General features: G+C 69.4%; 17 protein-coding genes and 1 pseudogene. 10 read left to right on the plus strand and 8 right to left on the minus strand.

Annotated elements, in window-relative coordinates:
- Positions 1 to 14 precede the first annotated feature (14 nt).
- Positions 15 to 2,150 (minus strand): glycosyltransferase, encoded by a 2,136-nt coding sequence (locus AC1UKG_RS20065; RefSeq protein WP_482642950.1) that lies wholly within the window; start codon positions 2,148 to 2,150, stop codon positions 15 to 17.
- Positions 2,151 to 3,158: 1,008 nt separating this feature from the next.
- Between AC1UKG_RS20065 and AC1UKG_RS20070 the strand changes: the two genes are divergently transcribed.
- The 5 genes from AC1UKG_RS20070 to AC1UKG_RS20090 all read left to right on the plus strand — a co-directional run bounded on the left by AC1UKG_RS20070 (position 3,159) and on the right by AC1UKG_RS20090 (position 11,386).
- Positions 3,159 to 4,508: a glycosyltransferase gene (locus AC1UKG_RS20070; protein WP_018743453.1), complete on the plus strand. Its 1,350-nt coding sequence runs from the start codon at positions 3,159 to 3,161 to the stop codon at positions 4,506 to 4,508.
- Positions 4,509 to 4,669: 161 nt separating this feature from the next.
- Positions 4,670 to 6,721: a glycosyltransferase family 4 protein gene (locus tag AC1UKG_RS20075; protein ID WP_482642949.1), complete on the plus strand. Its 2,052-nt coding sequence runs from the start codon at positions 4,670 to 4,672 to the stop codon at positions 6,719 to 6,721.
- 251 nt (positions 6,722 to 6,972) lie between these two features.
- The gene (locus AC1UKG_RS20080) at positions 6,973 to 8,544 is read left to right on the plus strand and encodes a glycosyltransferase family 4 protein (protein ID WP_018743455.1); all 1,572 of its coding nucleotides are present in this window, start codon (positions 6,973 to 6,975) and stop codon (positions 8,542 to 8,544) included.
- Entirely contained in the window at positions 8,541 to 10,097 is a 1,557-nt protein-coding gene (locus AC1UKG_RS20085; RefSeq protein WP_018743456.1) for a glycosyltransferase, read from the plus strand. Before AC1UKG_RS20080 ends, AC1UKG_RS20085 begins: the two co-directional genes overlap by 4 nt.
- A gap of 5 nt (positions 10,098 to 10,102) precedes the next feature.
- Positions 10,103 to 11,386 (plus strand): nucleotide sugar dehydrogenase, encoded by a 1,284-nt coding sequence (locus AC1UKG_RS20090; protein ID WP_018813827.1) that lies wholly within the window; start codon positions 10,103 to 10,105, stop codon positions 11,384 to 11,386.
- 68 nt (positions 11,387 to 11,454) lie between these two features.
- Here AC1UKG_RS20090 and AC1UKG_RS20095 read toward each other — a convergent pair whose 3' ends face one another.
- Positions 11,455 to 12,003, minus strand: coding sequence for an acyltransferase (locus AC1UKG_RS20095; RefSeq protein ID WP_482642948.1), 549 nt, complete (start codon positions 12,001 to 12,003; stop codon positions 11,455 to 11,457).
- Positions 12,004 to 12,194: 191 nt separating this feature from the next.
- On the opposite strand from AC1UKG_RS20095, the gene AC1UKG_RS20100 reads away from it, so the two are divergent.
- On the plus strand, positions 12,195 to 12,851 hold the full coding sequence (locus tag AC1UKG_RS20100; RefSeq protein WP_026271278.1) for a response regulator transcription factor: 657 nt from the start codon (positions 12,195 to 12,197) through the stop codon (positions 12,849 to 12,851).
- Between the two features lie 6 nt (positions 12,852 to 12,857).
- Positions 12,858 to 14,282, plus strand: coding sequence for a sensor histidine kinase (locus AC1UKG_RS20105; RefSeq protein WP_018743460.1), 1,425 nt, complete (start codon positions 12,858 to 12,860; stop codon positions 14,280 to 14,282).
- A gap of 7 nt (positions 14,283 to 14,289) precedes the next feature.
- On the opposite strand, the gene AC1UKG_RS20110 is transcribed toward AC1UKG_RS20105, so the two are convergent.
- The 3 genes from AC1UKG_RS20110 to AC1UKG_RS20120 all read right to left on the minus strand — a co-directional run bounded on the left by AC1UKG_RS20110 (position 14,290) and on the right by AC1UKG_RS20120 (position 17,732).
- Positions 14,290 to 15,246 (minus strand): TAXI family TRAP transporter solute-binding subunit, encoded by a 957-nt coding sequence (locus AC1UKG_RS20110; RefSeq protein ID WP_482642947.1) that lies wholly within the window; start codon positions 15,244 to 15,246, stop codon positions 14,290 to 14,292.
- Positions 15,247 to 15,330: 84 nt separating this feature from the next.
- Positions 15,331 to 16,002: a hypothetical protein gene (locus AC1UKG_RS20115; protein ID WP_482642946.1), complete on the minus strand. Its 672-nt coding sequence runs from the start codon at positions 16,000 to 16,002 to the stop codon at positions 15,331 to 15,333.
- A gap of 122 nt (positions 16,003 to 16,124) precedes the next feature.
- Positions 16,125 to 17,732, minus strand: coding sequence for a hypothetical protein (locus AC1UKG_RS20120; RefSeq protein WP_018743463.1), 1,608 nt, complete (start codon positions 17,730 to 17,732; stop codon positions 16,125 to 16,127).
- Positions 17,733 to 17,912: 180 nt separating this feature from the next.
- Between AC1UKG_RS20120 and AC1UKG_RS20125 the strand changes: the two genes are divergently transcribed.
- Both AC1UKG_RS20125 and pgm read left to right on the plus strand, forming a co-directional pair.
- Positions 17,913 to 18,899, plus strand: a complete 987-nt coding sequence (locus AC1UKG_RS20125; protein WP_018743464.1) for a phosphatase domain-containing protein — start codon at positions 17,913 to 17,915, stop codon at positions 18,897 to 18,899.
- A gap of 68 nt (positions 18,900 to 18,967) precedes the next feature.
- Positions 18,968 to 20,620: a phosphoglucomutase (alpha-D-glucose-1,6-bisphosphate-dependent) gene (gene pgm, locus AC1UKG_RS20130; protein WP_018743465.1), complete on the plus strand. Its 1,653-nt coding sequence runs from the start codon at positions 18,968 to 18,970 to the stop codon at positions 20,618 to 20,620.
- A 1-nt stretch (position 20,621) separates the two neighbouring features.
- Here pgm and AC1UKG_RS20135 read toward each other — a convergent pair whose 3' ends face one another.
- From AC1UKG_RS20135 to AC1UKG_RS20145, 3 genes are all read right to left on the minus strand, one after another.
- Entirely contained in the window at positions 20,622 to 21,551 is a 930-nt protein-coding gene (locus AC1UKG_RS20135; protein WP_018743466.1) for an NAD(+)/NADH kinase, read from the minus strand.
- Between the two features lie 140 nt (positions 21,552 to 21,691).
- Positions 21,692 to 24,796, minus strand: coding sequence for a M14 family zinc carboxypeptidase (locus AC1UKG_RS20140; protein WP_018813833.1), 3,105 nt, complete (start codon positions 24,794 to 24,796; stop codon positions 21,692 to 21,694).
- Positions 24,797 to 24,950: 154 nt separating this feature from the next.
- Positions 24,951 to 25,376 (minus strand): hypothetical protein, encoded by a 426-nt coding sequence (locus AC1UKG_RS20145; RefSeq protein ID WP_018743468.1) that lies wholly within the window; start codon positions 25,374 to 25,376, stop codon positions 24,951 to 24,953.
- A gap of 81 nt (positions 25,377 to 25,457) precedes the next feature.
- Here AC1UKG_RS20145 and AC1UKG_RS20150 point away from each other — a divergent pair.
- Positions 25,458 to 25,795, plus strand: a pseudogene (locus AC1UKG_RS20150) (dihydrofolate reductase family protein).
- Positions 25,796 to 25,989: the final 194 nt, after the last annotated feature.

Consider the following 25,989-nt stretch of genomic DNA (forward strand, 5'->3'; position numbering starts at 1 on the left):
CACCGGGGTCGCCGTCAGAGTTGGCGCTGGGGCAGGAAGAGCTCGTCGTATTCCTGCCGGACGACCGACCAGTCCCAGGCTTCCACCGCGTATGTGGCTGCCGCGGCACCCTCCGTGCGCCAGGTATCCTCGCTAGCGGTTGTCCTTCGGATCCGGGCCGCTGCCTCCTCCGGGGTGGCGACCACCCAATCCGGGGGGAACAATGTCCGTGCGCCGTTGGCACCCTGGGCAAAGAACGGCCAGTCCCGGACGACTGGGACGGCGCCACTGGCAGCCCCCTCGACCAGCGCACAGTGAAAGCTCTCCCGCACTGAACTGCTGATGATGATCCCGATGCTGGCTAACACTTCGGCTACGTCGTCGACGTGCCCGATGCGGGTCACCGCACCAGACGGCTCCAGTTCGGCGAGATCCGCTGACAGGGCTTGCTGGTAGCGGCAGACGGAGTTGCTCGCGGTCGGATCGAGGCCGCTGCCGACGAGCAGTAACCGGTATCGGTCGTCCTCTGCCCGTAGCCGGCGGAGTATCTCGATGGCCCACCGCGGGTCCTTCGCGATGGCACTGTTACCAATCAGGCCGAGGGTGAAGCGGGAAGCCGGTTCCTTTCGACGTGCGAAGCTGCGCAGGTTCATTCCGTTGGGGAGAACGTGCAGCGTGGGAGCCTGCTCGTCGGCCAGCGCCGGTACCACTCGGCGGGTCAGATCACGGAGGTGGCTCGAGACAAAGATCAGGTCGTCCACTCTGGAGAAGTCGACCAGGTGGGGCCAGAGGCTGAACGTCTCGAAGCTGTGCAATCGGACCATGATCCGGGTGTCTCCCGGATCGACCAGGGTGGTCATCGCGGCGGCGGCCACACACCAGTCGACGAAGAGTGTGTCGGCCCAGTCAAGGTGTGGGCGTAGCCACTCCTCGACCCGTTCGCCGTACTCACTGCGGCCTGTGACGAGGTGGTTAACGATCCGGCTCGGCTGGTGTGTGAGCGGTGCGGCGACCTCGTCATCGGCCAGGTGTAGATATCGCAGCTCGACTTCGGGCGCCTCGGCATACCGTTGCCGAATCTCGCTCAGGAAGTGCGCGTTGCCGTTGGTCATGACCAGGAGGCGTAACGGCCGGTCGGTCGGAGGCGGGGCAGGGCGGGCTGCTCGACCACGGGGCGAGGTCAATGCTCGGGCTGCTGGGCTCGTCCGAAGCGCGGCCAGGAACTCGCCTGGCTTCTCGACCAGCGGCGAGGAGAGCTGGTCGAAGTGCACCACACGGTGGAACAGTAGTCGCAGCGCTTTGTGTAGTGACGTCGACGCGCGGGCCGGCTGCTCGGGAAGAGCGTCGTCCGCGAGCGTGAGCTCGGCCTCGACGGCTTCGGCGAGGTGGACCGGGACGTGACCTAGCGCGAGTTCACCGGCGGCCTCCCGGGTTAGCAGGTCAGCGCGGCTCTTTCGGCCGTCTATCCGGCCCATGGCAAGAGCGGTGGTCGTCGCCGCCAGGTCGGGACGTCCGGCCTGTACCGAGCGCAGGTGTACCCGGTGCGCGAGGGCCGAACGAATTCGGTCCGGCAGGCCGGGGGCGGAAACGGCCGAGCGCCACAGTCCACCGCCTACTCGACTGCGGAGCACGGCGGGAGCCATCATGGCCTCCAAGGACCTTCGGGCTCCGGCTCCGGCGGCCCGTCTGACTCTACGCCCGATGACGCCGGCGCGGTCGGCGACGCCTTCAGTGGGAGGTCGAGTAGCGCTGCGCGGGCCCACGGGCCGACCCGCGAGGATGCGCCCCGCGGCCTCGATTCCTTCGCACACATCGGCCTGAGGCCGACGATAGGCCATCTCCCGTACCGTTTCGGTGGCTGTCGGGTCGAGCGCGACCAGTACGTCGGCAATCCGGACACGGCGCCGTACCCAGGGATCCGCCCATGCGCGCCGCCACAGAGCCGGGGACGGCTGCGGGGTCTGGTCCGGCGTCCGCCGGAGCGTCGGACCCGCCGCCTCGGCGGGAAGGAGGCGGATGTCGGCCACGGACGGACCGAGTCCCAGCTCCTCGGCACTGATGTCGCCGACCATGCTGATGGAGGCGCCCAGGTCGTGGAGCCGGTGCAGCGCCTGGTGTAACGCCGACATCTGCTGTGGTCGTTTACCGAGGACGATGAGCACCTTCGTCATGCCTGTCCGCTTTCGTCATAGATGCCGGCGGTGCTGGGCGCCAAGATGTCGGACGCCAGCGTAGCTACCTCGGCGAGAGCAAGAACGAGTTGCGCGTCGCATAGAGCGTACGGTGCGCGTCCGCGCCGCCGCACGCCGTGCATCGGTAGTCCCAACGGTGAGCTGTACGGCCGTAAGGGAACGAATCCGCGGTGGGGTGGGCCGGTCCGGTGTGCGATGTGTGGGCGCAGTTCTCGGTGGGGCCGCGGACGGGTAGCCGAGACCAGAGAGGTGCGGGGGAGAGGGCTATTGAGCATGGCGGTGTTCGACGATCTCTTCAGGGGTGGGTGGGTGCGCGCCGGTCAGGTGTCGACATCAGAGGAGAACATCGGGGAGCGTCGGATCGTGACCGGTGTCATGGCGACGCGCCGGCTTGTCGTTTCGGCCAGTGTCTGGCGATCGGCGTCAGCATGACCGACCGTGGCCGGGCACTAGCAACGCTGACGACGTTCACGTGCGGGCACTCCAAGTCTCGGCGGGGTCTGTCGGCGGAATGGGCGCTCGGACAGACTAACGAGTTCGTGTGAATAGCTACCACAGACGCGCCAACCCGGTAGGGGGCAACGCGAAGGGGCTGCTGTCCGTATGAGGTCCAGGGGTGCTTCGAGGTCGGTCGGATCGTGATTTGATGGGTGGCAGTATTACCCTGGTCTGAAATGCGCCTTCCGTTGCCGTTGGGGGTAGATGGCTGTGCAGCAGGCGGTGGTTGAGGCGCGGGCCCTGCCGGACGAGGTGCATGTCATGTCGGTGGCAACCGGTTCGCAGGCCGGTGCCTCGGCGTATGTCTACGGGGGCGGCAACTGAGGCGTGTAGCCTGGTGGATCTCTGCGGACGGAGACCTCGGGAGCCCGTCAGGCTCGTTGTGTAGTGCGTAGGGCATTATGGCAGCGCGGCGCTCCGGCCGCGTGCCGGAGTGCTCCTTCCATGGCCCGGTCCAGCCGCGGCTACCACACCGATCGAAGAGGTGCGATGCAACGAGACGAGAAGTCTGCCGGCTCCCCTGGTCGGCGCCCCCGCCTTCTCTATCTGGCCTTCTTCTTTCCGCCCAGCCGGGCCAGCGGTGTTTTCCGTGCCCGGGCGACGGCCAACCACTTCGTCGAGGCCGGCTGGGATGTGACCGTCATAACCGCTCCGCGGGAGTTTTTCAGCTACTACCTCGACCGTGGTAGCGACCCGTCCCTCGAGGCGACGGTCGATCCCCGGGTGCGTGTGGAGCGGCCGCCGATGAACACGTACCACTGGGAAACTGACGTGCGCCGGTTCAGCCGGTTCCGTAAGGCCGTGCCCGTGGTCGCCGACCGCTTCTATCGGCGGATGCAGAGGCTTTTTCTCCCGGAGCACTACATCGGTTGGATCCCGGGTCTGCTGAAGCGTGCCTTCGCATTGCATGCACGGAATCGGTTTGACCTTGTCGTCGCGACCGGCAACCCGTTCGCGTCGTTCGCTGCGGCCTGGCTCCTGGGGCGTACGTGGCGCGTGCCGTACGTGGTGGACTATCGGGATGCCTGGACCTTCAATCAGTTCACCGAACAGGTCCGGTTTGGCCCCGGCACGCGTACGGCGAGCTGGGAGGCGCGTGTGTTGCGGGACGCCGCGGAAATAGTCTTCGTAAACGACGGAATGCGGCAGTGGTACGCGGAGCGTTACCCATTCGCGGCCGACCGGATGACGGTGGTGCCGAACGGCTGGGAGCCGGAGTTCGTTGGTCGACCGGCCTTTCAGCCGGCTGTCCCGGATCGTCCGTTGCGCTTCGGCTACCTCGGCACGGTCACTCCGTACCTGCCGCTCTCCGTGCTCTTCGAGGGCTGGCGGCAGGCCCGCATGGATCCGCTGCTGGCGGACGCTGAACTGCACATCCACGGCCATCTGGGATTCTTTGCCCAGACGGTTGAGTCGTTGCGGGAGCAATTGGTCCGGCAGGAGGACGCCGGGGTTCGCTACTGCGGATCGTTCAGTAAGGCGGACGCAGCGAAGGTCTACGGCGAAACCGACGTACTGGTGTTTTGTGTGCCCGGAGCGAAGTATGTGACCTCCGGCAAGGTGTTTGAGTACATGGCGTCCGGTAAGCCCGTCGTGTCGGTGCACCAGCCGGACATCGCTGCCGCCGAAGTGCTGCAGGGCTACCCGCTTTGGTTCGCTGGCGAGCGACTGGACGCCGACTCCGTGGCTAACTCTTTCGTTGCTGCAGCGAAGGCGGCACGTGAGCTTGATCCGTCCCGCCACGCCAGGGCGCAGGACCACGCCGAGAAGTACACCAGGAGCGCGACGCTGCAGCCCTGGGAAGCCCGGATGCGCATGCTGGTCGAGGAGTCTCGTTGAGTACCACCCCCCGTCAGATTGTCTACCTAGCCCTTGGCCCACATCGAGTTCGTGCGGCTGTGCAGCATGTCACCCAGTTGGCTGGCGAAGGCGCAAACGTTACACTCATAATGCCCGATTTGGCCGAGTGGAGTGATATAGACCTTCCGGTAGGTGTTTCAGTGTGCCGGCTGGAAGGCAGCGACGCACGGGCCGCCCGACGGGTGCTGCGTGACTCGAGCGGTCCGCTGCGCGGGGCCGATATGCTCATCGTCGGTGATCCGTACGCCTTTCCCGTCGCCTGGGACGTGTGCCGGCGGTGGCCCAGCCTTGCGGTCGCCTTTGAGCCGGGGGGCGAGCCGGGTCGTCGGCCCGCCCCGGCCGACCTCGCCATCATCACGCCCTGGTACCCCTCGCCAAACAATCCGCTCGCCGGTGCATTCGTGGAGGCATCCGTCGGTGCGGTCCGGTCGCTGGCTCCTCGGGTCTCGGTCCTGCACACTGAGGACTGGCCATACCGCTATGACGCACCGAACGCCGACACCATAGCCCTCAGTGCCGCCCGCCTAGTAGCGCGGAGTGAACCGCTGGTGCGGGACACGCCGATGGGGGAGATCACTCGGATTCCGGTTCCCATCCCATCTCGGCGAAACTACGCTTCTTGGGCCAACAGTCATGTGGCGGCGGTACGCCGCACGCTGCCAACGGGCCAAATCGAGGCCCCGCTGGTGCATGCTCACACCGGCATTTACGGTGGGGTTTTGGCCCTGAGGCTCGCCCGGCCCGAAGCCCGGGTGGTGGTGACCGAGCACGCCAGTTTCCTGCGGCAGATTTTTAGGCAACCGGCGGCGCGTCGTCTCTACGAGGAGGTGCTGCACCGGGCAGACGCGTTCCTCTGCGTCAGCCAGCATCTGTACGACCAACTCCGGAACGAGTTTCCGCACCATGAGAAGAAGCTGCGCGTCGTCCCGAACGCGATCGACTTTGATAGCTTCTCGTTGCGTCCGGAGCCGCCACGGGATCTGCTGAAGTGGCTGTACCTTGGTCGGTTGAGTGAGCAGAAGGGGGTCGACCGGCTGCTGTCGGCATTCTTCACCGTGGCAGCCGAGGAGCCCGCGGCCACGCTGACGCTGGTCGGTTCCGGCCCCTTGGTGGAGCACATCCAAGAGGAGATTGAGCGCAGTCCGTACAGTGATCGGGTTGACCTGCGTCCCGCAGTGCAGCCCGAGGAAGTCCCCGACCTGATCCGGGCACATGACCTGCTTGTGCACGCCAGTCCGGCCGAGACCTTCGGGATGACGGTGGTGGAGTCCGTTGCCTGTGGCACGCCTGTGCTGGTAACGGCGAGTAGGGGCCCGAAGGAGACATTAGAGGGGCTGAACCGGCGCGCTGGCCTTCTGATCGAGGTTAGCGAGGACCCAGCGACGCTCGTGGACGGCTATCGTGAGCTGCGCAAGTGCATCAACGAGCTCGACCTACCGGCAGCTTGCGCCACGCTGGTGGAGCGATACGGGCTCGACGCTGTCACGTCTCGACTGCGGGAGGTGTATGCGTCAACGGAGCCGGTCGAGGTCGCGACCTCGACCGAGGTAACGACGCGGGTCGAGGCCCTGACGGACGCTGACGAGGTGGGGGGTGCGCAAGCATCGTCACCGCCGGGCGCAGCCGGCGCGGTCGCACCGCGGGTCGTGATCGTTGCGATTGGCACGCCCCAGTTCACGGTCGTGCGGCAGTACGCCCAACGCCTCCTCGACTCCGGCGTGGGCGTCGACGTGATCAGCAACGATCCGGCTCAGTGGCATCGGTCGCAGATAGACGAGCGGGTACGCCTGCTGCCGCTGAACGTGAGCGAGCGGCGCCGGCCACTCTACTGGGCCGAGCAGGTGGCCGTTTACCGCGCTCCGCGCAAGGCGCTCGGCATTGCGCGTAGGCGGGCCAAGACGGCCGAGGCCCTGTGGCCGGAGTTGATGGTGCATCGGATGCAACGGCGTCACACGAAGGCCGCGCAGTGGTTCCACCGGTCGGTCTTCGACCCGGGCTACCAGGTGGTGCGTCCGCGGGTGCTATGGAAGATTGTCCGGCGGGAAGTGCTGCCCAAGCTCGACCTTGCCAATACGGAGAGGATTGTGGTGAGCGGGGTGTTCGGCGTCTCAATCGGATGGCAGTTGGCTCGCCTGCGCCACGACCTGACCGTCACCACGTCTCTGCTGCCGCCAGAATCAGCGTCCCACTGATTTGCTTCACACCGGCAGCCGCGTCGCACCTCCTTGAGTGCCTGTCGGGGAGGGCGGCCTTCCGGCGCGACGTATGGGTGGTACGGAAAGTCCTCACGTAGACTCGCGGAGATTCGTGGCGAGTGCCGGTGTGCGGTGGCGGTGGTCCGCTCCGTGGCCTTCGCGAAGGTCAGGCGCAGGTCCGCAGAGAGGTAGAAACAGGCACAATGGCGATGGACAGTGCTGCTGCGCGGACGCGTGGACGGGTTGTCATGCTGGTTGACAACGGTGTGAACGGGGACTCTCGGGTACAGAAGGCCGCCCGCTCTGCTGCCGAGGCCGGGTGGGAGGTCATTCTGCTCGGCCGCTCGCCGGTAGCAGAGGGGAAGACCTGGCAGCTTGGCCGAGCGCAGGTGCGCCTGCTGTCGATGCCGGCCCCGTTGGCGCGGCGACGCCATGAGTTCCGGCGGGCCTGGCTGCGTTGGCCGTTGGCCTACCCGCCGAATGGGGTCGCCCCGTATCGTCAGCAAGCCGTCAAAGCCTGGCAGGCTGACCTTGCCGTGCGGGCCGCGCAACTGGCCGTCGCTGGCCCAGCGACTCCCCGGCTGGGGCTACGCCGGTGGGCCCTACGGGTCGAGCAATCTGCCGCAAGGCTGACCAAGACTTGGGTTTCCGGGCGGCACTGGATGCTCACCCAGGCTCGTGTCCGGCGGCGGTTCCGTCACCCTTGGGATCGCCTTTACACGATGTTCTGGCAAGCTGTCAAGGGTGATGGCTCATGGCGGCGGCTGGAGCCGGGTCTGTGGGATTACGAACTCGCGTACGGGCCGGTGGTTGACGGGCTACGGCCGGACTTGATCCACGCCAACGACTTCCGGATGCTCGGGGTGGCTTCCCGAGCCAAGCTTCGTGCCGCCGCGAACGGGCGGGACATCAAGGTGGTGTGGGACGCGCACGAATTCCTGCCCGGGATCAAACCTTGGCAGGACCACGCCCGCTGGCTGCCCGGTAACCTCGCCCACGAGCGGGAGTACGTGCCGTACGCCGACGCGGCGGTGACGGTTTCCGACGGCCTCGCCGAGCTGCTCGTCCGGGAGCACAGCCTGGTGACGGTGCCGGAGGTGGTGCTCAATGCCCCGGCGGTGGACTCGGGGGACCTTTGGGCGGATGCCCCCGTGCCGGACCTGCGTGCCGCTTGTGGAATCGGTCCAGACGTGCCGCTGCTGGTCTACAGCGGTACAGCTGCCCGGCAGCGCGGCCTGGACACCATGGTCGAAGCGTTGCCACAGCTGCCTGGTGTGCACGCCGCACTGGTCGTCAACAGGCCAAACGGACCTTACATGGCCGAGGTGCGGGCAACCGCTGCCCGGCTCGGTGTCGCTGATCGAGTGCACGTCCTGCCGTACGTGGCGCACTGGCAGGTGGTGCCGTACCTGGCTGGTGCCGACGCGGGGATCATCCCTATCCACCACTGGCCCAACCACGAGATCGCGCTGATCACCAAGTTTTTCGAGTATTCGCACGCGCGGTTGCCGTTGGTGGTCAGCGACGTGAAGACGATGGCCGACACGGTGCGTTCCACCGGCCAGGGCGAGGTGTTCCGGGCCGAGGAGGTGGCCGACTACGTCCGCGCCGTCAGGGCGGTGCTGGCGCAACCGGAACGCTACCGGGCCGCGTACGACCGACCGGGCCTGCTGGAGAGCTGGACCTGGGAGGCGCAGGCCAAGGTGCTGGACTCCGTATACCACCGCCTGCTGCCCGCGAGCCCGTCCGCGGCGGACCCGGCCGGGGTGCAGTCAGCGGCGCAGGAGGGGGAGCAGCCCGCAGCCGGAGTTGTCCCGTGACTGGCCCCGACGTCACCGTCATCACGGCGGTTTACAACACCATGCCGTACCTGACCCGGTGCCTGACGTCGCTGGTGGAGCAGAGCATCGGGCGGGACCGGTTGGAGATCATCGCGGTTGACGACGGATCAACGGACGGCAGCGGTCCGGAGCTGGACCGGTTTGCCCGACTCTATCCGGGCACGGTGCAGGTGGTGCACCAATCCAACTCGGGCGGCCCGGCTGCACCGAGTAACCGCGGGCTGGAGCTGGCTACCGGCCGATACGTCTTCTTCATCGGCTCCGACGACTACCTCGGGCCCGAGGCGCTGCAGCGGCTGGTCACCGCCGCCGACCGGTGGGAGTCGGACGTGGTGCTCGGGCGTCTGGTCGGAGTGAACAGCCGCTACATCCACCAGGCAATCTACGCAGAGACCTCGGCCAGCGTCGACCTGTTCGACTCGGCCCTGCCCTGGTCGCTGTCGAACACCAAGTTGTTTCGGCGGGAGCTCATCGAGCGGCACGGGCTGCGCTACCCGGAGGAGATGCCGGTCGGGAGTGACCAACCGTTCACCGTTGAGGCCTGTGTGCGGGCCCGTCGGATCTCGGTGCTCGCCGATTACGACTACTACTACGCGGTGCGCCGGCTGAACGCCCGTAACATCACCTACCGCAGCCGACACCTGGAACGGCTGCGCTGCGCCGAGGAACTGGTTACCTTCGTGGCCGGGCTGGTCGAGGCCGGCCCGAAGCGGGACGCGGTCCTGCTGCGTCACTTCACCTGGGAGGTCGCCAAGCTGCTGGAGAACGACTTCCTGCAGCTTACGCGCACCGTGCAGGACCAGGTGGTGGTGGGGGTACGGGCGCTCACCGAGGCGTATCTGACCGACCGCATCCGCGAGCGCCTGCCGATCGAGGCCCGGGTGCGGCTCGCCGCTGTCCGCTACGGTGACACCGACCACCTTCTCGCGGTGATCCGGCAGGACGCCGAGTTGGGAATTCCGGCCGCCGTGGTTGACGGTGAGCGCTGGTACGCCGGCTACCCAGGTTTCCGGGATCCGCAGCTGCAGATCCCGGACTGCTGGTACGAGATCACCGACACCGCCGCGGACTGGGTGGCCCGACTGGACACCGTTTCGGCAGCCTTCGAGGGCTCGCGGGCGCTGCTGGTGACCGCGCGCAGCCCTCGCCCCGACCTGCCGGAGCTGGCGTCGTCGGTCCGGCTCGCAGCAGGCGACGTGACCGGCGAGACGGTGTCGATGGTCGCTGACGCAACCGGGACGACCCTGCGTGCCCGGATTCCGCTGGCTCGGTTATTGGAAGACGCCGGTCCGGGCGGGGAACTACGCACTGTCCAGGCACTTGCGGAAGCTTTCGGTGCCACCGGCGCGGCGGCTCTGCGTGGTGCCCGGCGGCCGGTGCCACAGCGGGCGGTGCTGCGTCGGGGCGCCAGACTGCATGTCCTGACCACCACCACCAACCACAAGGGCCAGCTTGTTATCGCCGTAGCACCGGTCACCCCACGCCGGGTGATGGCTCGGCTGCGGCGCCGGCTTCCACTAGGAGGAAAGTAGTAGTCATGAACATCTGCGTCGTAGCCCTCGGGAAGATCGGGCTGCCGCTGGCCGTCCAGTTCGCGACGAAGGGGCACCGGGTGATCGGTGCTGATGTCTCCGAGCGGGTGGTCAGTCTCGTCAACAACGGCGCGGTGCCGTTCCCCGGCGAAACTGATCTGGATGTCAAGCTCAAGGAGGTCGTCTCGGCCGGCCTGCTGTCGGCCACGACCGACACCGCCGCCGCGGTGGCCGAGTCCGAAGCAGTTGTGGTCGTCGTCCCGCTCTTCGTTGACGCCGAGGGCGTGCCGGACTTCGGCTGGATGGACGACGCGACGCGGGCGATTGCTCGCGGCCTGAAGCCGGGCACTCTGGTCAGCTACGAGACCACGCTACCGGTGGGTACGACCCGCAACCGCTGGGCACCGATGTTGGCGGAGGGCTCCGGTCTGACCGCCGGCACCGACTTCCACCTGGTCTTCAGCCCGGAGCGGGTGTTCACCGGTCGGGTCTTCGCCGATCTGCGCCGCTACCCGAAGCTGGTCGGCGGGATCGACGAGGCCTCGGCTGCGCACGGGGTCAAGCTGTACGAGGCCGTGCTCGACTTCGACGAGCGCTCCGACCTGGGCCGGCCGAACGGCGTGTGGGACCTCGGCTCCGCCGAGGCATCGGAGTTGGCCAAGCTCGCTGAGACCACCTACCGGGATGTCAACATTGGCCTCGCCAACCAGTTCGCCCGGTTCGCCGACAGCGTCGGCGTGGACGTGCTGAAGGTTATCGAGGCGTGTAACTCGCAGCCGTACAGCCACATCCACGCTCCGGGCATCGCGGTCGGTGGGCACTGCATCCCGATCTACCCGCGGATGTACCTGTGGAACGACCCGGCCGCCACGGTGGTCCGCTCCGCGCGGGAGGCGAATGCGGCGATGCCGCAGTACGCCGTTGACCTGCTCGCCGCCGCGTACGGCGACCTGACCGACGCCGAGGTCGTGGTGTTGGGGGCCAGCTACCGGGGTGGCGTCAAGGAGACCGCGTTCTCTGGCGTCTTCCCGACGGTCGAGGCGCTGCGCGCCCGGGGAGCGAAGCCCTACGTCTCCGACCCGATGTACACCTCGGAGGAGTTGACCGCGCTCGGCCTGCCACCGTACGAGGGCCAGCCGGTCACCGCTGCGGTGGTGCAGGCGGACCACGCCGAGTACCGCACCCTCGCCCCCGCAGATCTGCCGTCGGTGCGGGTGCTGGTGGACGGCCGGCGGGTGACCGACCCGGCGCGTTGGGCGGACGTGCGGCGCGTCATCATCGGCGGCTGACTCAGCGCAGTTGGCAGAACGGTCCCGACCAGCGGTCGGGACCGTTCTGCCAGCGGGCTGCGGTGGACTCAGGACTGGGTGAGCCCGGGGGGTGGGTTCTCCACGTCGCGGGAGACAACCTCGCCCTTGGCGTTCACCCAACCCCTCGGGCGGGCCGGGTTCCCCACCACCAGTTGGTACGGCTGGACGTCCTTCGTCACCACGGAGCCAGCAGCAACCATGGCATATTCGCCGACCTCGATCCCGCAGACCAGGGTGGCGTTCGCGCCGATGGAAGCCCCGCGGCGGACCCTCGTCTCGGTGATCGTCCAGTCGGGGTTCTGGGCCCGGGGCCGGAAGTCGTTGGTGAAGACCGCGCAGGGGCCGACGAAGACCTCGTCCTCAAGGGCCACGCCCTGGTACACCGAGACATTGTTCTGGATCTTTACCAGGTTACCGACGGTAACCTCCGCGTCCACGTACACGTTGCGTCCGATGACGCAGCCCGCGCCGACCCGTGAGGTAGAGCGGATATGGGCCAGGTGCCAGACCTTCGTGCCGTCGCCGACCTGGGCACCGGCTTCCACGTCGGCGGTGGGGTGGACAAAGACCGGCGTGCGGTCGTTGGTGTCAGCCATGTCAACTCACATCGTCTTGGGTCCCAAACGCGTCGTAGCATAGCCACCCCACCGCGCCGGCCCGCCGGCCCGCCACGTCGGCCAACGCTGCGACCGGTCGCGACCGGCTGTGGGGTGAAGTCCGCCCTCCCATCAGCCGCCGATGTCTGCAACCATTCGTGGTCAGCGAAGGCAAGAGTTGGGGGCACTGGGTGCGGATCCTGCTGGTCGAGGACGACCACCGTGTGGCCGCCGCGCTTACCGCGGCCCTGACCCGGCGCGGTTACGAGGTGGAGCACGCGGCGACGGTCGCCGCCGCGCTCTGCGCTGCCCCGTGTGACCTGGCCCTGCTGGACCTCACCCTGCCCGACGGGGACGGCACCGACCTGTGTCGGGAGTTGCGGCGGCGCAGCAGCCAACTCGGGATCATCGCGGTGACCGCGCGGGGGGAGGAGCGCGACCGGGTGCTGGGGCTGCGGCTCGGTGCGGACGACTACGTGGTCAAGCCGTTCTCGATGGTGGAGTTGCAGGCCCGGATCGAGGCGGTGCTGCGCCGCGCCGCCCAGGCCGCGCCAGAGCGCAATCTGATCGAGGTTGGTCCGGTGCAGATCGATGTGGCGGCCCGTACGGTCCGCATCCACGGCCAGGAGGTGGCGCTGACCCGTAAAGAGTTCGACGTGCTGCTCTCCCTGGCCCGCCAGCCCGGGTCCGCCGTGCCCCGCGATCGGATCCTGCTCGACGCCTGGGGCACGACCTTCGCCGACCGGCACACCGTCGAGGTGCACGTCGGCTCCCTCCGCGGCAAGCTGGGCGACCCGCGCCTGGTGGAGACCGTACGCGGGATCGGCTACCGGCTGCGGAGCGGGTGAGGGGCGGTGCGTCGCCGTCTGGTGATCAGCTATCTGCTGCTGATGGTGCTGGTCCTGGTCGCCCTGGAAACCCCGCTCGCGGCCACCCTGGCCAGTCGGGAGACCGAGCGGGTCCGCGCCGACCGGCTCGCCGACGCCACCCGTTTCGCGTCGTTGGCCGACGCGGCGCTGCGCGGCGGAAGCGCCGGCCCGATCGGCAGTGAGTTGGACCGCTACGACGAGTTGTACGGCATCGGCGCCGCGGTGGTTGACCGGGACCGGCAGACGGTGGTCGCGTCGCCGAGCTGGCAACCCGCTCCGGGCACGCGGGGGGCGCTTGACGTGGCCCTCTCCGGGCAGCAGGCCAGCGGCCCCGACTCGGTGCTGCCGTGGGTGGACGGGCCGATCGTCGTCGCGGTGCCGATCAACGACGGCGGCGAGGTGCTCGGCGCGGTGGTCACCACTACCCCCACCGAGCGGATCCGGGGGACCGTCACCCGCTGGTGGCTGCTGCTCGCCGGCGCTGGCCTGCTCGCGGTGCTGGCCTGTGTCTCGACCGCGTTCGCCCTGGCCGGGTGGGTGCTGCGACCGGTTACCGAGCTGGACGCGGTTACCCACGAGATCGCCGAGGGTGACCGGACCGCCCGGGTGCAGCATCGGCAGGGCCCACCCGAACTACGCCGCCTGGCGGCGAGCTTCAACCATATGGCCGGCGCCGTGTCCGACGTGATGGATCGGCAGCGGGCGTTCGTGGCGCACGCCAGCCACCAACTCCGTAATCCGTTGACGGCACTGCGGCTGCGGGTCGAGGAGTTGGGGCCCAGTTTGGGTGACCCGCAGGGCCAGGCCGAGCACCAGCTTGCCCTGGCCGAGACCGACCGGCTGGCACTCGTGCTGGATGCTCTGCTCACCCTGGCTCGGGCCGAGCGGACGGAGAACCTGCGCGTGACCGTTGACGCGGCGGCGGTCGCCGCGAGCCGGGTGGCGGCGTGGGAGCCGCTCGCCCGCCGCCGGTCAGTCACGCTGCGGCTGGACACTGATGTTGCGCCGGCTTATGCGAGGACCGTGCCGACCGCCGTCGACCAGGCGCTTGATGCGTTGATCGACAACGCGGTGAAGTTCAGTGGTGCCGGGGGCGAGGTGACGGTGGAGGTTCGGGGTCGGGACGATGGGACGACGCTGCGGGTACGCGACACCGGCCCGGGCATGACGCCCAGCCAGCTTGACCAGGCGACCGAACGGTTCTGGCGGGCGCCGGAGGCGCAGAACATCGACGGTGCCGGGCTGGGACTGGCCATCGTCGCCGTCCTGGTGGACGCCTCCGCGGGGCGGCTCAGTATGTGTCCGAACCAGCCCCACGGACTGATCGCAGCCCTGTGGTTTCCCGCGTCGCTGCCGATGCCCGTCAAGGACGGGGCGCAGGAGCGGTACCGCCCTTCGGCGCGGAGCTGACCGGTGGCTACGGTTTGACCGCGTTGTACCAGGCCACCGCCCCGGGGTGCAGGGGTAGGGGTGTGGTGTTGATGGCCGAGCGCGGACTCATCTGGCCGGCTGCGGGGTGTGCCGATGCCAACTCCTCGCGCCGATCCATGAGTAACCGGGTCAACTCCCGGACCAGCCCCTCCGGCAGGTCGGCGCGGACGATCAGGTAGTTCGGGTTGGCGACGGTGGTCACCGGGTCCACCCCGTACACCGAGCGGGGAATGTCCCGGGAGACGTAGAAGCCGGGGTGCTGGGCGCGCAACGGCGTGCTCCACGCACCCAGTCCGACCAGCTGGACGCGTTGTTGTGCGGCCAGCGTCGCTACCGCCCCCACCGGTAGGCCGCCGGAGAAGAAGAATGCGTCAATGTGGCCGGCCCGCAGCGCCTCGACCGAGTCGTCCAGGCCGAGCCGCTCCCGACGGACCTCATCCCCGTCGAGTTGGGCCACGTCGAGCAGCCGGGAGGTGGTGACCTCGGTGCCGGATCCGGGTGCCCCCACGGAGACCCGCCGGCCCCGCAGATCAGCGAGGGTGCGGACGCCGCTGGTCGGGCTGGTGACGAGGTGTAGGAGGTCGTCGTAGACGCGGGCCACCGCGGCCACTGTCGGCGGTGGGGCCGGGAAGGTGGGGAGCACGTCGGCCTGGGTGAAGCCGAGTTCCGCTTCGCCCGCGCCCACGAGTTGGATGTTCTCCGCCGACGCGGCGGTCACCAGCACCTCAGCCTCCACGTTCGGTAGCTCCCGATTGAGGATGGTGGCCAGAGACTGCCCGAAGGCATGGTAAACGGCGGCGGGGCTGCCGGTGGCGATGCGGATCTGCATGGCCGGCGGAGGGCCGTGTTGGCATCCGGTGAGGCCCGGCAGCGCCATCGCCAGGAGCAGCACCGGTAGCACCGCGTCGCGTCGGCGACCTGGGATTCGGATCACGCGCTGCACTGTGCGTCGTACGGGTGGTCGGGCGCAACCCCCATTGCCCGCCGATGCGGTCCCGGCGTTCGTCCCGCCGGCCCACCGCGAGGATCAGACGGCGATGAGTTCGGGGGGTGGTGGCCCCAACTCCGTGGCCTGCATGATCCGTTCGCGGGCCGGTCCGTGTGGCACGCTCACCAGATAGCAGCCGGTGCTGGGGCGCAGTATCGCCGGTGCGTCCAGCAGAGCGGCGCTCCGGACCAGAATCGCCGCCAGGTCCCGGTCGGTCACCCGGACTCCGAGGATGTGCCGGCGGATGTGTCGGCCGCCAGCCAGCAGCGCGGCCCGCCAGGCCGCTGCGGCCAGCCGGGTTCGTCCCACTCGTCGGGCGCCGGACGCGCCGCGCACCGGCGCACCGATGAGTTCCCCGCGTCCACGGCGCCAACTGGCATCCAGCATGGCGGCGTACCTGGGCTGGTGGGCCGGGGCGAGGGTCAGCCGGTGCAGCTCGTAACGGCGGCGCAGGCCGCCGACGGCGCGTTCCTGGGTGACCGGAACGTCGAGCTGGTAGAGCAGGCGGCGGAGCCGCTGCGCCGCGTCCTCGCGGTTGAACTCCACCCGCTCGGGTGGGTGGATCGGGGTGCCACGCTGGCGTCGGACCGTCGTCGGCGTGGTCACGCAGCGCAGGAGGCAGGCGGCCTCGAACCCGGCGGTCAGGGTCAGCCAGTCCAGCGGGTGTGAGGTCGACGCAGACCGGGGGCGGTCCAGCAGGATCGGGTTCACCTCGGGACTCCTTATCGGCGTCGGATTTCCCCTACGGTGGCGGCTGTCACAGGCGTAGGGAACCGATCGGGCCAAGCCTTGAGGAAATCTTGCGGGTATGGCGCGGCGCGATGACGGTCGCCCTACTGCCAGGGCCGGAGCGGTGTCTCTGGGTAATACACCCGATACTCATCGATGTCGGCGATGAGGGCGGCGTCGGCTCGCTCGCCCAGCAGTTGGCGCAGCCGCTGTTCCTGGGGCGATCCGGTCTCCACCACGTAACCGGGCCGGCTCGCCACCGCCACCCGGTCCCAGTAGGCGGGGTGGCGGTTATTTCCCGGGTTGAGCTCGTCGTCGAGGACTCCGCAGGCCACCTCCTCGTCCGTGTTGAAGATCAGTCGGTTGCAGGTCCAGTAGGTCCCGTAGACCTCGTGGGGACCGGACGCCCGCAGGGCGTCCGCCAACTCCCGGGCGGCGCGTTCGTTGGCCCGAGAAGCGGCGGTGCCGGTGGTGATGAACAAGACCGTGATCAGTGAGGCGGTGACGGCGAGGGCAGCGAGGAACGCCGCGGCGAGCGCGCCCGCCAGCCGACCAAACACACCGGCGGTGCCCTGCAGGGCCGCGACCGCCGCCTGCCAGAGGGGCCACAGCACCGCGGGTAGGGACAGCTGCAGCAGCGCCAGGTAGCGGGCGTTAGCCAGGGGATCCGTGGCGGCGACCGAAGTGCGTATGTACGACAGGAGGGTCAACGCCGCGCCGACGACCAGCGCGAGGTGCACGACCGGGGCGACCCGCGCGGCCCGCCCGGTGGCCCGCCGATACGCGACGACCGCGACCACGGCTGCGATCACCAGCAGCGCCGGGTAGAGCAGGCCGAACCCCTCCAGCCAGCGGCTGCACCCGGTGACGGGGCAGAGCCCGGTGGCCAGCGGCACCCCCTCCAGAACGGCACCGGAGAACCGTTGGGCCAGCGGTGGGTCCGAATCGTCGTGGACCTGACTGAGCACAGACAGTGGGTCCGTACCCGGGCCGGCGGTGCGGTAGTACCCGATCATCGGTGCGACGCCGAGCGCGAATCCGGCGACCAGCAGCACGCCCGCCCAGCCGAGCAGGTCGCGGCGGGCCGCCCACAGCAGCGCCAGAGTGGCGGCCCCGAGGTAGGGCAGGAGCAGCCAGTCGGACCAGACGGCCACCCCGGCGAGCAGGCCGAACAGGCCGACAGCCAGCCGGCGGAGCCGGAGCGTCCCCCGGGCCAGCCCCACCACGACCAGCAGCATCAGCAGCACCGCGACCTTCCCCTCCGGGCGCCCGCCCACTGCGGTCAGCTGGTCCCGGATCACCCGCTCTGCACCGAGCGCGAGCAGGCCAACGATCAGGGTGGCGAACCAGGGGGAGCCGATCCGGCGGGTCAGCCGATGGATCAGCCAGAGGAAGAGTGCGTAGAGGGCCAGCAGCGGCAGCCGGAGCGCCGGCCAGCTCGGCCCGAAGAGCGCGAGCAGGGGCGCGGCGAGATACGACTCCAGCACCCCCATGTAGTGCTGCCCGTACAGGAACACGGGCCGCTCCTGGCCCGCGGCGATGTGGAGGGCGGCGAGTCCGAATGTCGCCTCGTCGCTGTTTGACGGCGGGACGGTGGAGAGCGTGAGGAGGAGCCGGTACCCGATTCCGGCCGCCCCAAGCACCAGCGCGACGACCGCCGGCGGGTCCAGCCGCCGGCGCCACCGCCCACGGCGCGGTAGAGGTTGCGACACGACCAAGCCCCCGTCATCCCTTCACCGGAGTCTGGCACAGGCGTCCGGCGGGGCGGAGCGGTTTCGCTGCCGGCCCGTTCGCCTGGCGTGGTCGCGGTAGGTCGGTTGTGGCAGGGTGGCCGTGTGCCACCGAACCCCGCCGGCCAACTGGCCGTACCTCAACTACACCGGGCCGCGCGGATGGAGGACGCCGTGCACCGTCTGGTCGAGCGGCGGCTCCGGCGCACCGGCTGGCGGATCCACACCGTGGCCTACCCGGGCTACGGAGCCCCGGGCTGGGTTCGGGTGATGTGTCGGGTGCTGTTGCGGCGGCCGGACAACCGGCAGCGAGGCCGGCCAGAGAAGGTTCGGGGCTGGCGTAGCTTCGCCACCCTGCCGGCCAAGCACGTCCAGGTGGACATCGAGTCGGGGGGCGAGCGGCATGAGACGCGAACCGACCGCAGCGGCTTCGTGGATACGATCGTGCCGGTGGACCTGCCCCCGGGTTGGGGATCGGTGCGGATCCGAGTCCCGGAGGCGGAGCCGGTCCAGGCGCCGGTGCGGATACTTGACCCCCGGGTGCGCTTCGGGGTGATCTCCGATGTTGACGACACGGTCATGGTCACCACGCTGCCCCGGCCCCTGCTGGCGGCCTGGAACACGTTCGTCCTCGACGAGCATGCCCGGGCCGCGGTGCCCGGGATGGCCGTGCTGTACGAGCGGCTGGTTACGGCCCACCCCGGCGCTCCGGTGTTCTACCTGTCCACGGGCGCCTGGAACGTGGCGCCGACTCTCACCCGGTTCCTGTCTCGGCACCTCTACCCGGCCGGGCCGCTGCTGCTCACCGACTGGGGCCCGACGGCGGACCGCTGGTTCCGCAGTGGCCGGGAGCATAAGCGGGCCACCCTGACCCGGCTCGCTCGGGAGTTCCCGGACGTGCGGTGGTTGCTGGTCGGCGACGATGGTCAGCACGACCAGGAGATCTACCGGGAGTTCGCGGTGTCCCATCCGGACAACGTCGCCGGGATCGCGATTCGCCGTCTCTCCCCGACCCAGGCGATGCTCGCCGGGGCGTTGCCCCACTCGACCAGCGACAGCGCGTCGGCTCCCCCGGTGGGGCAGGAATGGCTCTCCGCGCCGGACGGGGCCGGGTTGTGGAAACTGCTGCGGGACGCGGGCCTGGTCTGAGTTCTGGCCCCGCCGGATCTTGATAGCGTCGGGACTGGCGGACAGGGGCCGGACGAGGAGGTCAGCTGATGAGCACGCACTCCCGCGCGGGTCAGCCCGCCCAGTCATCCGACCTGGTGGACGTGGCGATGCTGGTCACCGCGTACTACGCCGGGCATCCCGACCCGGCGGACCCGGGGCAGCAGGTCTCCTTCGGCACCTCCGGGCACCGTGGGTCCCCGCTGCGAAACGCGTTCAACTCCGATCACATCGTCGCGATCACCCAGGCGCTCTGTGACTACCGGCGGAAGTGCGCTCTGGACGGCCCGCTCTTCCTCGGCCGGGACACCCACGCGCTCTCCGCCCCAGCGGCGGTGGACGCGCTGGAGGTGCTCGCCGCCAACGAGGTCCCGGTCCTGCTGGACAGCCGGGACGGGTACGTGCCGACGCCAGCCGTCTCCCATGCCATCCTGGCCCACAATCGGGGGCGGAGCAGTGGGCTCGCCGACGGCATCGTGATCACCCCATCGCACAATCCGCCGGAGGACGGTGGGTTCAAGTACAACCCGACTCACGGCGGCCCGGCAGACAGCAATGTCACGACGTGGATTCAGGAGCGTGCGAACGCGATCCTCGCCGCCGGGCTCAAGGAGGTGCGCCGTATCCCGTACGCGCGGGCGCGCACCGCCGACACCACCAGCCGGTACGACTTCCTCGGCCGCTACGTGGCCGATCTGCCGTCCGCGCTCGACCTCGACGTGGTCCGGGCAGCCGGCGTCCGGATCGGGGCCGATCCGCTCGGCGGGGCCAGTGTCGCCTACTGGGGCGAGATCGCCGACCGTCATCGGCTGGACCTCACCGTGATCAACCCGACTGTCGATCCGACGTGGCGGTTCATGACCCTGGACGGGGACGGCCGGATCCGCATGGACTGCTCGTCTCCGAACGCGATGGCGTCGCTGATCGCCGCCCGGGATCGGTTCGCGGTCTCCACCGGTAACGACGCCGACGCCGACCGGCACGGCATCGTCACCCCGGACGGCGGTCTGCTGAACCCGAACCACTACCTGACGGTGGCCATCGCCCACCTGTTCCGTACCCGGACGAGGTGGGCACCCGACGCCGCTGTCGGCAAGACCCTGGTCTCCTCGTCGATGATCGACCGGGTGGCCGCCGACCTGGGGCGCCCGCTGTTGGAGGTGCCGGTCGGCTTCAAGTGGTTCGTGCCGGGCCTGCTCGACGGCGCGGTCGGCTTCGGTGGCGAGGAGAGCGCCGGCGCCTCCTTCCTGCGTCGCGACGGCAGCACCTGGACCACCGACAAGGACGGCATCCTGCTCTGCCTGCTGGCGTCCGAGATCATCGCCACCACCGGGCGTACCCCGAGCGAACACTGGGCGGAGCTGGCTGGGCGGTTCGGCGCCCCCGCGTACGCCCGGATCGACGCTCCCGCCAGTCGGGCGGAGAAGGCGGTGCTCGGTCGACTCTCGCCGGAACAGGTGCCGGCTACCGAGTTGGCCGGTGAACCGATCACGGCCACGCTCACCCGCGCACCCGGCAACGGGGCTCCGATCGGTGGCCTGAAGGTCACCACCGAGAGCGGCTGGTTCGCCGCCCGCCCTTCCGGCACCGAGGACGTCTACAAGATCTACGCCGAGTCGTTCCAGGGCCCCGAGCAGCTGGCGCGCATTCAGGCGGAGGCGAAGGAACTGGTCTCGTCAGTGCTGGCAGCTGCGGGCGGGTGAGTCAACGGTGCGGAGGGAGCCGCCGTCGGCTCAGTTCCTCGCGGAGGCCTTCGGGGAGGAGCTCGCGGAGCTGCTCGGGCAGGAGCGGCAGGTCCAGCAGGCTCAACGTGAGTTGGTTGCGCTCTCGATGGCGGCGGGGGTCGAGGCGGACCACCAGGCCGGCGTCGCGGTGGTATCGCACCTCCACCGCGCCCTCGGTCACCGCGTCCTGGATCACTTGCCCGTCCATCTCCACCGCAATCGGTGCGGAGCCGGGGGCAAGCTCCAGCCGGATCCGTTCATCGGGGGAGAGGACCACCGAGCGGGCGATCCCCGCCATCGACGCGGAGGGGGTCACCACCACCACGTCGCTCGCCGGAGAGACGAGCGGTCCGCCGGCAGCATAGCCGTACGCCGTTGACCCGGTCGGCGTGCTCACCACCAGCGCATCGCACCGGTAGTAGCCGTACCGCTGCCCATCCACGGCGAGGGTGGCGGTGACGAAGCCCGCGCCGGGCTGCCGAACCAGCGCGACATCGTTGAACGCGACCGCGTCGTCCCCGCAGACCGTACAGGCCAGGCAGCTGTGCCGCTCCACGGTGAAGTCCTGGCGGGCCAGCCGGGACAATGCGGTCGGCAGCTCCGGCGGCTCGACCTCAACCAGGAAGCCGAGCTGGCCCAGGTGCACCCCGAGCACCGGTTTCGGGTCGCCGACCGCCGAGCGCAACGCGCCGAGCATGGTGCCGTCCCCGCCGATGCTGATCAGTGCGTCGCTGGTCGGGGCCACCTGCTCGGTGGGAAGCGGCTCGACCGTCGCCGGTACCCGGTGCCGGTCCGGCCCCCGAACCGCCAGCGTTATCCGGTGCCTCGTCGCCCAGTCGACGATGAGGTCGACCACCTCGGATACGTCCCGGGTTGGGTGCAGCACCAGTCCGAGCCGGATCTGATCCATCTGCCCAGCTCACCACATCCGGGCTGGCCCGGCGGGACTTCGCTGGGGCCGACGGTGCGGGCCCGCCCGCGCCCCACCGCGCCCCGCCCGGCGCCACGCGGGCGCCGGCGGCCTCCACAGACCGCCGGCGCCCCGAGCCGTTAGCGGCGATCCGCCGCGAACAGATGGTCAATCGAGCGCTGGACCAGGTCAGCCCGGGCCTCCGGAGCCAACCCCTCCAGGCCGAAGCCGAGGTAGACGGTGTCCGCGGTGACCACCGCCGACCCCTCCGCGAAGGCCTGCTGGCTGCGCCCCCAGTCTTCCGTGGTCTCGGCCGAGCCGGGCGGCGGGCCCGCCAGCGCCCAGTCGCCCAGGTCCGTCTCGAACGAGGTGTCGCTGACCGTGGCGCCGTCCACGATCACCCGGGCGTCGTCAAGGAAGACCCCCAGACCCTGGGTGCTCCAGTCCGAGATGTATGAGATCGACAGCTCGACCTCCTTACCGGCATACCCGGAGAGGTCGACCACGAGCTCCTGCCAGCCGTTGGAGGCGCCGGTGACGGCGTTCCAACTGCCGGTGGTACCCGTCGGCGAGCAGTCCTCGCTCTGGTAACGGGCGAGCCATGGGTGCAGCGCCTCGACCCAGCCCGACTCGCAGCTGTCCCCGGTGTCGGTGCTGGTCCGGCCATTGGCGTCCGGCAGCGTCGTCCAGCTGTCGCTGCCCACCTCGTGCGCCTCGACGATCAGGTAGTCCCAGCTCGTCTCGATGTCGTAAGAGGCGAAGAAGCGCAGCTCAGCGGCGTTGGCGCCGGTGAGGTCAACGGTCTGGGTGAGCCGCTTGTACGAATTGTTGGTCTGGTCGCTCCACAGGTACCAGTCACCGGTACGCGGGTCGAACGGCGCACCTCCCGGCCGCTCCCAGCCGAGCGGCGCCGCGCTTTCGAACTGTGGGAACTGCTCTGGTGGCAGGAAGCCGGACGTGGTCAGGAACGATGCCGTGTGCTCCTGGTTCTCCGCCGAACCCGGTGCGTTGAGCGCACCGGCGAAGCCGGTGAACCGGTCGTCGGTGCCGGTCACCGGGTACGGCCCGGTCTCGCCGGTGCCACCGTCACTGACGTAGGTGAAGGCCCCCAGCCAGTACTGCTGGAAGTCGTTGAGTACCGGCAGGCACGTCTCGTCGTTGGAGTCGGTGCACTCCGCCGGCCCATTCGGCTGGTAGCCGTACAGGCCGTTGGCGGCTTGGGCGTAGAGCGCGTACTCACCGCTGAGCAGCAGCTTGCCGCCCTCGTTCAGGTAGTCCCGGACAGCCAACTCGGTCTCCACCGCTGCTCGGGCGATGGTGCCCGGTACCTGTCCCGGAGCGCGCGGGATGATGTCGTCACCGGTCTCCCAGAGCACCATCTGGTAGTGCGACAAGACACCCAGATGGTGTGGGGCCTGGCGGCCCATCGTGTCAAAGTCGTAGACGTCGCTGGTGCGCCCGGCCGCGGTCAGTGCGTCGGCCATCTCGTCGGCATACTTCGCGCTGGTGCCGTCCTGATCGGGACTCGGCCCGGTGACGTCCTCCATCGCCAGCACCAGGACGTCGCCGCCGACGTCGTCGTGCACCTGGTAGGTGAAGCGCTCGCTGGTCACCTTCCCCGCTTTGGGCTTCTTGCCGCTGAACCAGACCTCGACCCGATCGCCGGGTGTGGCGCCCTGCACCGTGCCCCGCAGCTCAGCGTAGTAGTCGTCGTGGGTGTCGCCGTAGCGCTCACCGCCCTGCCACTCCCGGACGCTGACCGTCTTGGTCCGGCCGTCGTTGATCGTGTAGTGCATCCGGACGCTGCGCAGCGCCCGTCGGGTGAGCGAGGCGACCTGCTGGTCGCGGCCGTACGACGTGTCGAAGGCGTCCACCACGAAGTCCGGGGTGCTGCGGCCGACGACCGACACCGGCTCGTCCGGGTCGTGTGCCGACTGCGCCACGGCCAGGGCGAACGGCAGGTTCTTCGCCACCTCCGCGGAGATCAGTTTCTCGTCGTCGGGGAAGATGAAACCGCTGACGCAGTCCTCCGGTAGCCATTCGTCGTCCGGGTCGGAGGCCGCCGCGGCCTGACAGGTCGACATCTCCGGAGTGAAGCCGAGGGTCCCGTAGCGGACCGTGGCGTGGGTGTCGGTGTCGCCGTTGGTGGTGTACAGCTCGGCGGAGATGTCCGGGTCGTAACCGGGCACAGCCGGGTTCTCGTCGTCACCGACCATCGCCTCGTAGATGATGTCGTCCGGGGTGGGGGTGGCGACCTGCCAGCCCACGCCGTAGAGCAGCAGTTGGGCGGCGGAGTGGTAGTTCATGAAGAACTCGAAGCCGACCCGTCGGAACAGCTGGTCCAGCGCCCGGGTCTCGGGCTCCGAGTGCGGGCTGGGCCCCCGGTAGGTGTTGCTGTTCGGGTCGGGGGAGGAGCCTTCGTTGTCGTATCCCCACTTGTAGCCCCAGTTGCGGTTCAGGTCGACGCCGTCGGCGGTGGTGATCTGCCCGTCGCCGTCGTTGTCCCGTAGGTTCTTGCGCCAGAGCCGGTTTCCGGGTGTGAAGGTGTGGTCGTAGCCGTCCGGATTGGCGACGGGCAGGAACCACAGCTCGGTGGTGTCCACCAGCCGGGTGATCTCCTGGTCCGTGCCGTAGCTGTCCAGGACGTGGTGCATCAGCCGCCGGGTCATCTCCGGCGTGATCCACTCTCGGGCGTGCTGCGCACTGGCGTACAGCACCGCCGGCCGTTTGCCGTCCCGGGTCCGGTCCGCGTTCTTGGTTACCTTGACGGCGAGGATCGGCTGGCCCTGGTGGCTGTGGCCGATCGTCATCACCTTCGTCAGCTCCGGGTGGCGGGCGGCGGTGGCGGTGATCTCGTCTCGGATGCCGCCCGGCTCGCTGTAGGACCGGAATGCGGACCAACCGGTGGCGGCCTGTTCCCGCAGCGCCTCGCTGGCCGGCTTGCCCCGTACCTTCTTGACCTCCAGCTGCACGCCCTGGCTGGCCAGACGGGCGGCCTGGCGTTTGCTGAGAACCGTCTCGACGCGGATGTCGCCGGACCGGTCGGTCTCGGTGTGCTCGTGGCCGAGGTCGGCCCCGGCCTGCCGCAGCTTCTCCAGCTGCTCCGGGTCAACCGTGCCGACGTACACCTCCAGACTGTCCCGGCTGCCTGGTTCGGACGCCGGTTGTGCGGTCGCCGGTGCGGTCAGCGCCAATGCGCCGACCAGGGTAAACACGCCGGCAATCGCCAGCCGTGTGCGCCTCATCGCGCCTCCTGGGATGGAAGGGCCTGTGCCGCGAGCTTTCGCCATCCGTCAACGACTGTCAATCAAACGTCCGGGTGGCTTCTCCGCGATGGAGGGGGGAACACTGGGGTAGGTCGTCGCCGCTTCGGCGCCTTGCTGCGTGGTTCTTCCAAGGTCAGCCGGCGTCCTCCAGCCGCCGGCACAGCAGCGTCCGCAGCGGCACCGACTCGCCGTCGCGCCCACCCGCGCCGACGACCAGCGGCGCTGGACTGGGCTGGGGATTCGCGCCGAAGAGCCGGGCGCGAAGACCGCCGGGTACGACCAGGAGGTGGAATCGGCCGGTCACGTCCACCGCCCGGCTGCGGGCCCGGTCCACGTACCAGCCCCGCAGCCGGGTCCGGTAACGGCCCCGGCCCCCGTATCCGGTCGCCGTGAGCCGCTCGGGTGGCAGGCCGCGACGGCGGGCCTCGGCCACGAACTCCGCAACCAACTCGGCGGCCTCCGCCTGCTCGGCGAGTCGTCGGTGCTCCTCGGCCGCGGCGTGCGCCGCTACCGCCCGTCGTCGCTGCTCCCGCCAGTCCCGGCTCTCTTCCACGCCCACGTCCGTGACGCTACGCGAGCTCGCCACACGCGACGCTCGCCTGGGGTGGCGCGGCGGTGGTGGCGGTTAGGGTGGCTGGCCTTGGGAGCGCTCACCTTCACCCTCAACCTCACCCTGGACGGTTGCGTCGACCACCAGGAGGGGATCGCGGACGACGAGACGCACGTCTTCTTCACCCGTCTCATGGACGTAGCCGGGGCGATGCTGTGGGGTCGCGTCACCTACGAGATGTTGGAGGGCTACTGGCCGGCCGTGGCCCGCTGATCGACGAGTACAAGCTGCTCGTCTATCCCCGGATCGCCGGCCACGGTCCGAGGCTGTACCAGGGCGGGCTGCCCGGCACGCGCCAACTCGAGCTGCTCTCGGCGGAACCGCTCCGCAACGGCGTGGTGGCCCTGCACCACCGCCGCGCGCACTGAACCACCGGAGTCCCGGCGCGGTCCGAAGGCGTAAACCGTCCTGAGTATCGCTGGGTCGCGCTACGCCGCCAGGACGCCGTTGGGTCGATGTGCGCGGATCCGCTCGACCCGGCCATCGACCCGGTGCTGGGCCGTGGACCAGCCGGCCGTAGGCGAGCGAGGAACGCCTCGACCCCGGCCGGCTCCCACGCTCA

It is taken from the genome of Salinispora sp. CH2A1_6, from assembly GCF_056820975.1.